Origin of the sequence: Halodesulfovibrio aestuarii DSM 17919 = ATCC 29578 (assembly GCF_000384815.1) — a bacterium.
Taxonomy (GTDB): Bacteria; Desulfobacterota; Desulfovibrionia; order Desulfovibrionales; family Desulfovibrionaceae; genus Halodesulfovibrio; species Halodesulfovibrio aestuarii.
Genome location: NZ_ARQF01000021.1, coordinates 632,361 through 646,377, shown reverse-complemented (window position 1 = coordinate 646,377; position 14,017 = coordinate 632,361). Strand labels below are relative to the sequence as shown.

The 14,017-nt window shown below is 43.8% G+C and carries 13 protein-coding genes; 3 read left to right on the top strand and 10 right to left on the bottom strand.

Annotation, left to right across the window (positions count from 1 at the left end):
• Positions 1 to 52 precede the first annotated feature (52 nt).
• Both F461_RS0113890 and uvrB read right to left on the bottom strand, forming a co-directional pair.
• On the bottom strand, positions 53 to 1,099 hold the full coding sequence (locus F461_RS0113890; RefSeq protein WP_020001766.1) for a potassium channel family protein: 1,047 nt from the start codon (positions 1,097 to 1,099) through the stop codon (positions 53 to 55).
• Positions 1,100 to 1,112: 13 nt separating this feature from the next.
• Positions 1,113 to 3,131 (bottom strand): excinuclease ABC subunit UvrB, encoded by a 2,019-nt coding sequence (gene uvrB, locus F461_RS0113885; protein ID WP_020001765.1) that lies wholly within the window; start codon positions 3,129 to 3,131, stop codon positions 1,113 to 1,115.
• A gap of 183 nt (positions 3,132 to 3,314) precedes the next feature.
• Here uvrB and F461_RS0113880 point away from each other — a divergent pair, with 183 nt between their 5' ends.
• Positions 3,315 to 3,806, top strand: a complete 492-nt coding sequence (locus F461_RS0113880; RefSeq protein ID WP_020001764.1) for a hypothetical protein — start codon at positions 3,315 to 3,317, stop codon at positions 3,804 to 3,806.
• A gap of 65 nt (positions 3,807 to 3,871) precedes the next feature.
• Here the strand turns inward: F461_RS0113880 and aat are convergent, their stop codons facing one another.
• The 4 genes from aat to F461_RS0113860 form a co-directional block, all read right to left on the bottom strand.
• Positions 3,872 to 4,576, bottom strand: coding sequence for a leucyl/phenylalanyl-tRNA--protein transferase (aat, locus tag F461_RS0113875; protein WP_020001763.1), 705 nt, complete (start codon positions 4,574 to 4,576; stop codon positions 3,872 to 3,874).
• A 43-nt stretch (positions 4,577 to 4,619) separates the two neighbouring features.
• Complete coding sequence (gene clpA, locus F461_RS0113870; protein WP_020001762.1) at positions 4,620 to 6,896, bottom strand: ATP-dependent Clp protease ATP-binding subunit ClpA; 2,277 nt, start codon at positions 6,894 to 6,896, stop codon at positions 4,620 to 4,622.
• A 1-nt stretch (position 6,897) separates the two neighbouring features.
• Positions 6,898 to 7,209, bottom strand: a complete 312-nt coding sequence (locus F461_RS0113865; RefSeq protein ID WP_020001761.1) for an ATP-dependent Clp protease adaptor ClpS — start codon at positions 7,207 to 7,209, stop codon at positions 6,898 to 6,900.
• A gap of 88 nt (positions 7,210 to 7,297) precedes the next feature.
• Positions 7,298 to 7,897, bottom strand: coding sequence for a class IV adenylate cyclase (locus tag F461_RS0113860; protein WP_020001760.1), 600 nt, complete (start codon positions 7,895 to 7,897; stop codon positions 7,298 to 7,300).
• A 44-nt stretch (positions 7,898 to 7,941) separates the two neighbouring features.
• Between F461_RS0113860 and crcB the strand changes: the two genes are divergently transcribed.
• Together crcB and F461_RS0113850 are read left to right on the top strand one after the other, a co-directional pair.
• A complete protein-coding gene (gene crcB / locus F461_RS0113855; protein WP_020001759.1) occupies positions 7,942 to 8,316 on the top strand; it encodes a fluoride efflux transporter CrcB in 375 nt (124 codons plus the stop codon).
• A gap of 9 nt (positions 8,317 to 8,325) precedes the next feature.
• Positions 8,326 to 8,667, top strand: coding sequence for a DUF190 domain-containing protein (locus F461_RS0113850; RefSeq protein ID WP_020001758.1), 342 nt, complete (start codon positions 8,326 to 8,328; stop codon positions 8,665 to 8,667).
• Between the two features lie 60 nt (positions 8,668 to 8,727).
• On the opposite strand, the gene F461_RS0113845 is transcribed toward F461_RS0113850, so the two are convergent.
• From F461_RS0113845 to F461_RS0113830, 4 genes are all read right to left on the bottom strand, one after another.
• A complete protein-coding gene (locus F461_RS0113845; protein ID WP_020001757.1) occupies positions 8,728 to 9,378 on the bottom strand; it encodes a nitrite/sulfite reductase domain-containing protein in 651 nt (216 codons plus the stop codon).
• A 340-nt stretch (positions 9,379 to 9,718) separates the two neighbouring features.
• Positions 9,719 to 11,680, bottom strand: coding sequence for a chemotaxis protein CheW (locus tag F461_RS0113840; RefSeq protein WP_020001756.1), 1,962 nt, complete (start codon positions 11,678 to 11,680; stop codon positions 9,719 to 9,721).
• A 159-nt stretch (positions 11,681 to 11,839) separates the two neighbouring features.
• Positions 11,840 to 13,189, bottom strand: a complete 1,350-nt coding sequence (gene radA, locus F461_RS0113835; RefSeq protein WP_020001755.1) for a DNA repair protein RadA — start codon at positions 13,187 to 13,189, stop codon at positions 11,840 to 11,842.
• A gap of 6 nt (positions 13,190 to 13,195) precedes the next feature.
• Positions 13,196 to 14,008, bottom strand: coding sequence for a DUF3426 domain-containing protein (locus tag F461_RS0113830; RefSeq protein ID WP_020001754.1), 813 nt, complete (start codon positions 14,006 to 14,008; stop codon positions 13,196 to 13,198).
• Positions 14,009 to 14,017: the final 9 nt, after the last annotated feature.

Below are 14,017 nucleotides of genomic sequence, written 5' to 3'. Positions count from 1 at the left end.
CACAAAATTTTCAGCACATCTCAGCCCGTTATCAACTGATGCTCAATACTTTTTATAAAAGCTGTGCAAATTCATCTAGTTTTTCCTTTGCACCAACAGCAACAATTGTATTCCCTGCGTCCAACACGGTTTTACCATCAGGGTTAAAAATCATATCCTGCCCCTGTTTCTTAATGGCGATAACAATGAGGTTAAATTTAGGGCGAAGCTCCGATTCAATAAGATCTTTACCTACAAGGGACGAGCCTTCGCGTATAGTAAGCTCTTCCATCTGGATATCTATTGTGCTTCTTCTATTTGCCAGTTCCATAAAGCTCGTCACAGTCGGACGAAGCACAGACTGCGCAAGTCGTAACCCACCGATATGGTTTGGAAGAATTACAGAATCTGCACCTGCCTGCTTCAGCTTGCTTACACGTTCATGAGAACTGGCTCTTGAAACAATATACAGTTCCTGATTCATCTCCCGCGCACTCAGCACAACATAAACATTCGCGGCATCTTCGGATAATGCAGTAATAAGACTTTTTGCATTCGCAATACCGGACTGGACAAGCACGTCATCAGAGGTGGCATCTCCATCTATGTATAACGTACCTTCTTCTTGAAGATGCTGTACCATTTCCGGATCGTTTTCAATAACAACTACGTCTTGCCCCTCTGCGATAATTTCCTTCACCACAACCGAGCCTATGCGGCCATAGCCACAGACGACACAATGATCTTTAAGTTTGCTGATTGTTTTAAGCACCCTGCGGCTCCCGATAATGTGAAAAAACTTCCCTTCAACCAATAATTGGGAAAATGCACCCAGAATAAAAGCAAAGTTACCAACACCAGCCAGAATGAGGAAAGAAGTTAAAATACGTCCTGCAGGGGACAGAGGCTGAACCTCACCAAAGCCTACTGTGGAAAGCGTAATGACCACCATGTAGACAGCGTCAGCCATGGACCATCCCTCAAGCTCCATATAGCCGTACACAGCTAATGCAACGACACCGAGTATAGAAATCTGACTGACCATCAGAGGCCAGAAGACTCCCAACTGATTTCGTAGACGAACAAGACGGCCAACAAAAGACTTGGAAAACAACTTCATGCATTTCCCCAGATTAACCAGTTTCAAGCAGACGTTCCCGAAGGATATGAATTTGATCTCTTAATTCTGCAGCTTTTTCAAACTCAAGCTCTTTTGCCGCTTCACGCATTTCACGTTCAAGCTTAGCTATCATCTTAGCCAGTTTTTTAGGATCCTGTTCAATCTCCGGCGCAATAGCCACGCCCTTTTTACCTTTCTTGCCTTTATCTGCCTCAGCAGCATTAGGAGCAATTGAATCAAACGGCGTATCAATACGTTTCATAATTGTTTGCGGAACAATACCGTGCTCTATGTTAAAAGCCTCCTGCTTTTCACGTCTGCGTTCCGTTTCACCCATTGCCGCTTTCATACTCTTGGTAATAGTATCAGCATACATGATAACCCTACCACTGGCATTACGTGCAGCACGACCAAAAGTCTGAATAAGTGAACCTACAGAACGCAAGAAACCTTCCTTGTCCGCATCGAGTATTGCTACCAAAGAAACTTCCGGTATATCAAGACCTTCTCGCAACAAGTTAATTCCAACTAACACATCGCACTCTTTTCTACGCAATGCCTGAATAATTGCCATACGTTCCATAGTATCAATGTCAGAGTGCAGATAACGGGTACTCACGCCCATACTCTTAAAGTACTCGGTTAGGTCTTCAGCCATACGTTTTGTAAGAGTTGTAACAAGTACACGTTCATTCTTAGCAATACGCTGCTTACACTCCCCTAACAAATCCTCCATCTGACCTTTTGTTGGACGAACTTCAAGCTGTGGATCAACAAGCCCTGTAGGACGAATAATCTGTTCGACAACAAGCCCCTGAGTTCGCTCAAGCTCCCATTTACCGGGAGTTGCAGAAACGTATACCGTCTGCCCTATCCGTTCCAGAAATTCATTAAATTCAAGTGGACGGTTATCCAAAGCAGAAGGAAGACGGAAACCAAAGTCAACAAGAGTACTTTTACGGGAGCGGTCCCCTTTGTACATTGCCCCGACCTGAGAAACCGTAATATGGCTTTCATCAATAAATAATAAAAAATCTTTAGGAAAGTAATCAAGCAAACACGCTGGAGGATCACCTTCTTTACGGCAATCCAGATGGCGAGAGTAATTTTCAATACCTGTACAATAGCCCATTTCTTCGATCATTTCGAGATCAAGCATCGTACGTTGTTCCAACCGCTGCGCTTCCACAAGTTTATTCTGAGCCTTGAACTCTGCAAGTCGAACTTGTAACTCTTCACGGATATCAGAAACAGCACGCTTTAAATTGTCCTTGTCTGATACATAGTGACTTGCAGGATAAATGACAGTTTTTCCGATACTTCCGAGAATATTACCTGTAATAGGATCAATCTCATGCATTGCATCGATATCATCACCAAAAAATTCTATCCGTAACGCCTTTTCATGGTGGTACGCCGGAATTATTTCCAACACATCCCCACGCACTCTGAACGTACCGCGGTGGAAGTCATAGTCATTGCGCTCATACTGAACTTCCACAAGACGTGTAATGATCTCATCCATAGAGAGAGCCTGCCCCACCTCTACAGGAATAACCAACTTTGCATAGTATTCTGGAGAGCCAAGACCATAAATGCAGGACACCGATGCAATAATGATTACGTCACGACGAGTAAGCAACGCATGCGTCGCAGCATGGCGTAATTTATCGATGTTATCGTTGATAGATGAATCTTTTTCAATATACGTATCAGACGACGGAACATAGGCTTCCGGCTGATAATAGTCATAATAACTTACAAAATATTCAACCGCATTATGCGGGAATAATTCTTTAAATTCATTATACAGCTGCGCCGCCAATGTCTTGTTTGGCGCAAGAATAAGCGCAGGACGTTGAACACGGGCAATGGTCTGTGCAACTGAAAAGGTTTTACCGGAACCGGTAACTCCGAGCAGGATCTGATCCTGCACACCTTGCTCCAAGTTCGTTGTCAGCTCTTCAATAGCTTGTGGCTGATCACCTTGCGGGGTGAATGAAGTTTCTAATGTAAACAGCGTATCCTGCATTACTTCCTCTTATTATATTCAACGACAATATCACGAAATGGTAGACGGATGCTCACATAGCTTTCGACTTAACACTACCGGAACTATAGTAAAACAAAAAATTAATCACTCTGTTGCAGCTACGTGAACAATCACATAACATGCAGAAATATAGATAATATCAGTTTCCGCGGAGGGAACCATATGCAGAAAGAAATTGTCTCTGCCCCCGGTAACACCCCCATTGATAGAATCTACGCCATGACAATAGTCATACGTAGCTTCAAGGGACGCAAGCATGTAGAAGTACATCTGTTCCGTTCTGACATTCCTGAAGAAGAACGACAAGACACAAATCTACTTCGCTGCATAGATACAGATTATGAAAAACAGAAACTTAGCCCCGACCTTACCGGTACACTTGAGGACACCAAAGAGATGATACTCGAAAGTTTTACCAAAGAAGAACGGGATATGATTATTAGTTATCTTGAAGAGCGATACCAGACCAGACTTGAAGGTATTTTCGCAGCTCCACTCTCTTTTCCTGTTCCGCAAGGCACCATGCCTCTTGCCTCCATACCTGAAGGAAAAAGCATGGGCTTCATTAAGTTCGATAAAGTGCATGAATACCCTTTACCGTTTAATTTTAGAGGGTTCTACGATCTGGACCAGCATGAGCCGAATGTCATTTAGCCTTAAACATCAAGCTTCCGTGTATGTTAAAAAATCCCTGTTCTAACGAACAGGGATTTTTTAAATTATAACGGAAAAAACTCTTCAGGAAACATCCATTGCCCTTGAATAGTCTGTGCTTCCAGTGCGTTATGAAGCTTCTTCAAGAACTCTTCGCGTGAGATAGCGACTGCACCAAAACGTTCAAGATTGTCTGTCACCTGTTGACAGTCTATCATCTCAAACCCCGCCGCAACAAGCAATCGGGCGAGCCATACAAGAGCAACTTTTGACGCGTCTGACTCCTTGAAAAACATGGACTCACCATAAAAGACCTTCCCCAAAGAGACTCCATAAAGTCCACCTACAAGTTCATCATCACGCCATGTTTCGATAGAGTGTGCTAACCCTGCATCGTTCAACTCGCAGTAAGCTTGTATCATCTCTTCTACAATCCATGTGCCTTCTTCATCAGGGCGCTGTGACGTAGCACAATTCCGAATAACTTTTTCAAAGGCAGTATCAATTTTGATAGTAAATTTACGCGAATTTATAACTCGACGTAAACTGCGTGGAATATGCAATTCTTTAGGATAAAGGACAAAACGTGGATCCGGAGACCACCAAAGGATAGGAGAGTCATCATCATACCAAGGAAAAATACCGTTGGCATATCCATTGATAAGACGCTCCATACATAAATCACCGCCAACGGCAAGAAGTCCTTCCCCATCTGCTAATGCAGGGTTGGGGAAGGCGACATCATCATCTGAAAGTAAATAAACTGTCATAATTGCTATTTTAAAACGTTGCCTAAGCCTCACACAACCGCAGTTACTTTTTCTTTTTAGAACTCAACGGCAGGAATGTCAGACTCAAGCCAAGATCTTCTGCATCCTGTGGTGCTTTTACATCCTTAACATCAACAGTAGCTATACCGCCTTTTTGCAAGTCACCAAAAAGAACTTCATGTGCGATGGCATCTTCAAGCCCTGTTCTGACTACTCTACGCATTGGTCGTGCACCAAAAGCATCATCATAGCCTTTAGCTGCAAGACGTTTCCGCGCTGCCTCTGTTAATTCAATCTGCACCCGCTTAGATTTAAGCATGTCTTCCAGTTCCGCCACAAACTTATCTACAATGCGTTCCATAATGGACTCACCAAGGCCGTGGAATGGAACCATTGCATCAAGGCGGTTTCTAAATTCCGGACTAAAAGTACGTTCTACAGCTTTCAAGCCGCGCTGCGCCACATCAACTTTCCCCTGTGTGCCAAACCCAATGGATTTTGCTACCATTTCACGGGCACCGGCGTTGGAAGTCATGATAAGAATAATATTGCGGAAGTCTGCTTTACGACCGGAGTTATCTGTCAAGGTCGCATAATCCATAACCTGCAAAAGAATATTAAAGATATCTGGATGCGCTTTTTCAATTTCATCAAGCAGAACTACAGCGTGCGGATGTTTACGAACAGCATCTGTGAGCTGCCCACCCTGATCAAAACCAACATAGCCCGGAGGTGCCCCGATAAGACGGGAAACCGCGTGCTTCTCCATGTACTCACTCATGTCGTATCTAAGGAACTGCACACCAAGCTGTGTTGCGAGCTGACGGGCAAGCTCTGTTTTACCCACACCTGTAGGACCATAAAAAAGGAATGAGCCAGTGGGGCGATCATCTCTACCCAAACCTGCACGACTGCGTAGAATGGCTTTTCCTACGATATCAACAGCCTTATCCTGCCCATAAACCTGTGCTTTTAAATCATCAACCAAACCGGACAACTTCTGCTTGTCACCTGTAGAGACGCGCTGTTCTGGAATACGCGCCATCTTTGCTACAACACGCTCTATATCGTTTGCCGTAATAGTATTACTCTTACGGTGTGTACCATGCAGGCGATATGCTGCACCGGCTTCATCGATTACATCAATAGCTTTATCAGGAAGAAAACGCTCAGTTATATACCGTGCGGAAAGCTCAACCGATGCTTTAATTGCAGGCTGGCTATAACGCACACCATGATGCTCTTCATAATATGGCTTAAGACCTTTCAAAATAGACATGCACTCTTCAATAGTAGGTTCCGGAACATCAATTTTCTGGAAACGACGGGACAAGGCACGGTCTTTTTCAAAATGGTTTTTGTACTCTTCATAGGTCGTTGACCCAATACATTTAATATCACCACTGGCAAGAACAGGTTTAAGGATATTGGAAGCATCCATTGAGCCGCCTGTTGTCGCACCCGCGCCTACAATAGTATGGATTTCATCAATAAAGAGAATTGCACCATCTATCTTTTTAAGATCCTGAATCACCCCTTTAAGGCGAGACTCAAAATCACCGCGATACTTAGTGCCGGCAAGCAACAGCCCCATGTCCAATGCATAAATATGTGCATCATGGAAACTTTCAGGAACATTACCGTCAACAATACGGACAGCAAGCCCTTCAGCAAGCGCAGTTTTACCTACCCCAGGTTCACCTACAAACAACGGATTGTTCTTGCGGCGGCGGGCAAGAACCTGAATAGTACGTTCAAGCTCTGTCTTCCGGCCAATAAGCGGATCAATTCCACCTTGCTTAGCTTTCTCGGTAAGATTAACGCAGAATTCGGTAAGCGAGTCTGTACGGGATTCGTTCATGCCCGCTTCATCCATCATTACCCACTCACTTCCGTCCATCTCATGAGAAACGACTTCCAGAATATCTAAACGAGTGACTTCCATATGACGCAGGAAATAAAGGGCATAGGAATCTTCTTCTTCAAAGATAGCTGCGAGCACATCACCAATTTCTACAACATCACGACCGGATGACTGCATCTGCATGGCCGCGCGCTGCAACACTCTCTGGACACTAATAGTCCGGATAATCTCTGTAGGTACATCTTCCGGTAACGGTTCAAGATGCGAGGCAAAAAATACCTCTACACGTTTTAACAGAGACGGCACATCTGCACCGGCCTGCTCTAGAATATAGTACCCTTGGTCATCCTGAGCGATACCGTAAAGAAGATGCTCAAGGGTTAAAAATTCATGATTTCGTTCCTGTACTTCGTGAACAGCGTTAGCAATCGCTTGTTCTAAATGTATACTCAGCATATTATACCTCTTCCATTGAACATTTGAGAGGATAGCCAGCTTCTTTTGCGCGGGCACGGACTATTGCAATTTTCGTTTCTGCAACTTCTGCGGTGTACACTCCGCATTCTCCGGCACCTTTTTCATGAATACTCAGCATAATCTGTGTTGCCTGCTGCGTAGTTTTTCGAAACACTTCAACAAGAATTAAAATGACAAAATCCATTGTGGTATAGTCATCATTATGCATGAGCACTCGAAACTTGCGAGGCTCTTTCAGGTCTTCTTCAAGCAGAATGTCAGAATCAAAGTCAGGTCTATGATGTTCAGCCATAATGAATCCATTACATGTAATATTGTTAATGCCAGATTAAGGTAGTGACAACCTACGCACAGGATTAATCGCTCCTTTGCTGCCGTATCTACAATTTTTCCAGCAACCTCTGGCATTCATCATCGGTAAAATAAAAACTATCCTGCGGAGCAAGATTTTCCCTTTCACGGTAGGAGCTGTGTAATTCATGATAGGTGGCAGTAGATGCATTTTCACGCGGTAGACAAAGCTTGTCCGCTACCGCAAAAATATCATCCCGCTCGCCTTCCAACTCAACAACCGTATCAAATGAAAGTTCATCAAGACAAATCTCAACATTATCAAGTGCCCATTCTTCACGCATCTTATCATACCGAAAGGCTCCATCATACCCAAGCCCTTCAAGGATAGCATACGTTCCGTCAAAGCTCTCAACTTTAGTTTCACGCTCATCGTATATCTTTACATCTACAGGCATGTCACCTTTTGGCGGAAGTTTCAATGTTAGAACCGTCTCATGTCGATCTTTCCACTGTTTTGTCCGTAAGCGTAAAAGCTTGCCTGCTTCTTTCATATCCCGTTCAGGCAAGTCGAAAACAACGTTGCGCTCCAGATGTCTTCCTTTACACAAACCACCGAGTGCTGATAGTTTTTCGCGCAGCAATGAGGGGTTAATATGTATAAATTTCAGTTCAATTTCGAACGCCATATAGAAACTTCCAGATTTTTTGTTATAATAACCAAGGAAACAGCATGACAAAAATCATCCTACTGTTTTGTGCCGGCGGGCTGGGCAGTTTGAGCCGTTATTTACTTTCAGGGGTATTTCAACGCGCAATAAACATTAGCTTCCCTATAGGCACATATCTAGTCAACATTTTCGGGTGCTTCCTGTTCGGTCTTATCTGGGCATACGCACAAGACAGACTCTCCCTTTCTCCAGACTTTCGTGTCATAGTGCTTACTGGCTTCATGGGTGCCTTTACTACCTTCTCAACATTCATTTTTGAATCAGCAGCCCTGCTAGACTCTGCACAATGGCCGTACTTTCTCTTAAATGTTGCGGGACAAATTATCACTGGAGTTATCCTTCTTAAATTCGGACTCACTCTTGGTAGACTTTTGTAGGAGAATACAATGCATAACTTACAAGGCCCCACACAGCGACTAAGTATTTATATTAGTGAAAAAGATCAGTTCAATGGTCAAAGTCTTTACGAAGTTATTATAGAACAAGCAAAAAATTCAGACCTTGCAGGTGTTTCTGTTTTCCGAGGTTTGTACAGCTATGGCAGAGACAAAAAAATACACTCTATGGGTGTGTTGCGTATTTCTGAAGACCTTCCTCTTCTTATACAAATTATCGACACAAAAGAGAACATTCAAAGCTTTATTCCTAAATTAGCACAATTCGCTGCTGATGCACTCATTTTACAAGAAGACGTAACAGTAATATTACCTGCGTCAAAATCTGAATAAAAAAAAGCTCAAAGACATGCAACACTTGCATATCTTTGAGCTTTTTATTTTTACTAAAAACTATAAAATAGCTTCTTTAATTGCATCAATGCCCTCTTTTTCTACAAACTTAGATATACGTACTCGTTTACCTGAGTTTTCACGATAGTAGTCGAGGAATTTTTCAACAAGAGCCTGAGCTTCTTCCTGAGTAAGGTCTTTTGCAAGAGTGTCACCTATACGAGGACGAGGACCAGAGTTACCGCCTACAATAACTTCCCAACCTTTTTTCGTGCCAATAAGACCAATGTCACGAACACGACTTTCGCCACAGCACATTGGACAGCCGGAAATACCGAACTTAACTTTTGCTGGAAACGGCTTGCCGTACATAGCTTCTTCAATTTCAAGACCGAAACCAAGAGAATCTTGCACGCCGAGTTTACATACTGCGGTACCAGGGCAGGCCTGAACGTAATGAACACAAAGTTCAGTGGCACGGCCCACTTTCCATTTAAGCTCTTCCCAAATTGGTTCAACCTGCTCTTCTTTCATGCCGACAAGGGCCATGCGCTGGCCGGAAGTAATTTTGATAATTGGCACTTCGTACTTACGACAAACGTATGCGATAGTCTCAAGAACATCTGGAGTAAGCATACCTGCCGGGGTACGTGGAACGATTGCATAAGTTTTTTTGTCGCGCTGTAAAATTGCACCATCTGGAGTAGTCATATCATGCCCTTCTTAATAGTTATTTTTATTATAATATAATTATGGGTGTGCTTTAAAAGAACTTTTGCTTTTAATTTTGTGGATTTTTACACTACAGCTGCGCTCCTGTCCATGCTTACTAAACTTTGTGCTTGGTTAAGCGATTAACACTTAGATTAAGTACATAAAATATACTTATCTTTTAATAAGTTAGCACATCACTATGTAAACATCACTTTAACATTCTTAGATAAAACAAAAAGACAAATAGATAACTATTTGTCTTTTTAAACAATTTCACCAAATTAAATGAAAAAATAATTTTTTACAAAGTTGTTTGATTGCTCAATTATATATTTTCTCAAGTTATAACCAAACAATCCGCAACCATTTGCAGATGTTGAAGGTTCAACACAAGGCACGGAATACCATCTGACTTCACCGATACGCCTGAAATCATTTCGACATGCTTATAGAGAGCACCTACGGGCTTTATGGCCGCCTGCAGTTCCCCCACGACACCATCGACAATTAAACCGAACGTGCCTGAAAGAGACTGAATCACAACACACTGCTCGTGCTCTGTCTTACCATCAATATCTACATACTCACGAAGACGAACATAAGGAACAGTCTCACCACCAAGTACGACCTTATCCTCTTTAATTTCAACCCCCATGCGTGGACTGCAATCAATGCACTCAGCAACCTGATTCATAGGAACAATGTATTGCTCTTCGCCGCACTGTACGACCAGCCCCTCAATCATTGCCTGCGTCACAGGGAAACAAACTTTTATGATACGAAGGCTCTGATCACCGCACTCAACAGCCAGTCCTCCATGAAGCGCTAAGATTTCTGCCTGTAACCGAAGTAATGCTTCTGAAATAATCACGTTTTCTTCTGAACCCTGAATTGCGCATTCAGAATGTTCCATAACTAACAGAATATCTGTGCCAGAATACTCAACTGAAAGCGAAATAGAAAGAATTTCATCATCAAAGAAAGGCAGGATAGCTGTAGAAAAATATGTAGCAAGCGCATCAGTTACTTGTTCTGCAATAACAGCATCAACTTGTACATCCCCCCCCTCTAACGTGAATAATAACTGCTTATCCATAGATTGAACAAAGTCCTCGACCCAATCCTTAACAGAGAAAAGCAGCGGATTCAGAGAAACCATACGTAACTCTAACGCTGAGTCACGCAGTACTGAGTATAGCCGGTCAAATTCGTCTGCCATACTACGCAAACGATCATCGTCATGCGCAAGCGCATAGTCGTATAAGTTTGACTGTATCCGAGACAATTCGCTTACATGGGAGATTAATCGATCCAGCTTATCTTCATCCTGGGTTGATTGCAGAGGGGTAAGGCAGGACCTTTTTCTACATGAAAAAGGTTTTACTGAACTGCAGGCTGACAACACTGCGCTATCTTCGAAAGACTTTTTACTGCCCGCAGCAAATAAAGAAGGATCCGAATCACGAAGAGACCCACTTTCCACAAAAGGCATACGTTGGTCGCAAACACTCGCAAGATAGCCGGAGCGACTTTCGTTCAAGATGCTGGAAGGAACCACGTCCATGGTGTCCGTAACCCGAGGTGCATTAGAACATTCTAAATCGGACATAGGTACCGCGGAGTTATGCTCCTCCGGTTCAGAAACGACGCCCAAAGCCTCTTCCCGCATGCCGGTTGAAACGGGAACCTTCTCAGAAGCATCATCTACCGGTAGTAGGACGGTACCATCAGATCGATAAACGTCTTCAGACTGACAGGACGAATTGGGAAGCACATCGAAAGATTGCAAAACATCCTGTGCAACAAACAAAGGCTGCAACAGTTCTCGCAACTCCTCTGATATTTCAGCGAAATCGGCCTGGCCACGGCCTATTGCAGATAAAAAATATTGAGAAAAGACATCCGTAACATTTTTGCAGCAATCATCCCCTGTAGTGCCCAGCTTGGCAAATTCAGCAGAGCCAAGAGAATCAAATACTGAACCGCTAGGTTCAGCGCTGCATGCTAACGGCGAAATTACTAAAACATGGTACTGCAGGTAGCGCTCACCGACTGTATACTCATCGAGCGTAGGCAGAAATGTTAATTCTGGCAGATAAAAAACTGTTCCCTGTTCTTCCTGTGCGGCAAAAATAGAAGCCGGAGTTTCACTTGCAAGATCAGATTGCAATCTAAGTCGCACATAAGACATTGTGTACAGTTGAGCATCAAAAGAGGCCTGAGCTGAATGAAGAGCCGGCCCTGAATGATTTTGGTAATCAGCAACGCTGCCACGCTGCACACATGTGTCATCTAACATTACATTTTGCCTTTATTCTCTAAGAGAAGTAACACAATACGCTTTTCACACTCATACCCACGAAAAAAAGGCGGCAAAAAAACACCAAAACCCACAAGGAAATTTTGGTGTACTGCTGCTTTTTAACGTCCCTACACGACAACGTATACGAGTACGCTGCTACCCATTTTTACTAAAAAGAGCTTCCTGCAACTGAACAATCGTGCGCAGTCCTGTTTCCGGCTCTGATTCAGGACATAATATAGGACGGTACCCAAGTCTAGCGGCCTGACGCTGTCTGATATCATGTGACGCCACAGGACGTACCTGACCGTTCAAATCTACCTCACCCCATAATACCGACTTAGAAGGAAGTGGAAGATCATAAAAAGAAGAAAGCACAGCAGCAATCAAAGCAAGATCCATCCCCGGGTCTTGCAGCTTCATCCCGCCGCCAACTTTCGCATATATATCGACCTCTGCAAAATTTAGACGCAGACGTTTCTCCAGCACCGCAAGCAACAGATGCAGTCTATTCACATCAAAACCGAGTCCAGTACGGCGTGGGATAGAAAGATAGCTGCGACTCACCAGAGCCTGAACTTCAACGGCAAATGGACGCTGCCCGTCAACAGCCATAACAACAGCTGTGCCGGATAGCTGCGGGTCGCGCGCACCAAGAAAATAAGTTGAAGGGTCATCCACAATCTGCATACCGTCCTGCACCATTTCAAAAACAATAAGTTCCTGATTAGGACCAAAACGGTTTTTTATGACACGCATCATGCGGTACATCTGCCTGCGATCACCCTCAATGGAGATTACAGTATCTACCATATGCTCAAGGAGTTTTGGCCCCGCAAGCTGCCCATCTTTTGTAACATGTCCCACAAGCAACAAAGAAATGCCTACCCGCTTGCATGTTTCAATAAGTTCAATCGATACCGCACGAACCTGCGTTACACTACCGGGCAGTCCTTCCACCCGAAGCGATGAAATAGTCTGGACTGAATCAACAATCAGCAAGTCCGGCGGGTTCGATGATTCCAGCACTGGTAGAACATCATCTAACTTAGAAGTAGAAATCGCGGTAAGATTTTCGTCCAGAGCGTCAAGGCGGGCTGCACGGGCGCGAAGTTGCCCCAATGACTCTTCACCGGAAACATACAACACCTGTTTACCGGACTCAGCAACACCCCCAGCCACTTGCAGCAGCAACGTTGATTTACCAATTCCCGGCTCGCCACCGATCAACAAAGCCGCTCCCGGCACAAGACCGGAACCGAGGATGCGATCCAGCTCAGCCATGCCCGTCCCAAAAGGGGTATGGTCATCTTCTTTCACATCACGAAGAGGAATAATGGCAGACCCTGAAGAGACTAAAGGAGTGGAACCACGCCTTTTGGCCTGCTCTTTCGAAACAGTGCGGGCCTCAAGAGTGTTCCACTCCTTACATTTCGGACATTGCCCACGCCATTGTGCTGAAGAAGCACCACAAGCGGAGCAAATATATATTTCGCGAGTCTTCACTGTATACTACTGAACAGGAGGATTCTTAGCTTCAACAACCTTCACCCCAAACTCTGCAACACCCTTAGGCGGATCATAAAAAACCACCATAAAATGAACAGATTTTGTAGGCATCACGTTGGTGTTGTTAGTCAAGATCTCAACTTTGTTATTCAGCGCATCAGCAAGCTCTTCTTTAGCTAAAACCTGAAGCTGGAACAAAGAAACACTGGAACCAGCAAGCTGTTGCTTAGCGACAATCGCTACATTATTTGCATCGTACAATGTTGCCTCCACCTTAATGAGTTCCTTAGGAACACCAAAACGGTTTTCTGCATCACCTTCGATAACAAAAATCTGACCAATTTTCTCATTTGTAATGTAGTATTGGCTAATGTTTTTGAGTGAAATGCGGGAAACATCATTCGCAACGGTTACAGGGCCACTCTGGGCTTTTTCCTTCATAGGCAGGAACCGGTTAACAAGTTCTGGTGCAAAATACCACGCACCAGCACAAGCTCCACCCAGTAGAAGAAGAATCAAGAAAAAGACAAGACAACCCTTACCGGATTTTTTCTTTTTCTTAGGTTCGCCAAGCCCAAATGTACCTTCCTCTCCAATAAGTGCATCCATGTTGCCATCTGGAGCAATGGTTTCTTCCATTTCTGGCGATTCAGAGAAAGATATTTCTTCTTGAGATTCTACTTCAACATTATGTTCAGCAGGTTGAATAAGAGGAAAGACTTCATCGCACACTGTGCAACGAGCTTGTGCTCCGTCTTTGAACATTTCATCTGGAAGACTAAACTTGGTAGAACAATTTGGACAGGTAATGTGCATAACGCTTCC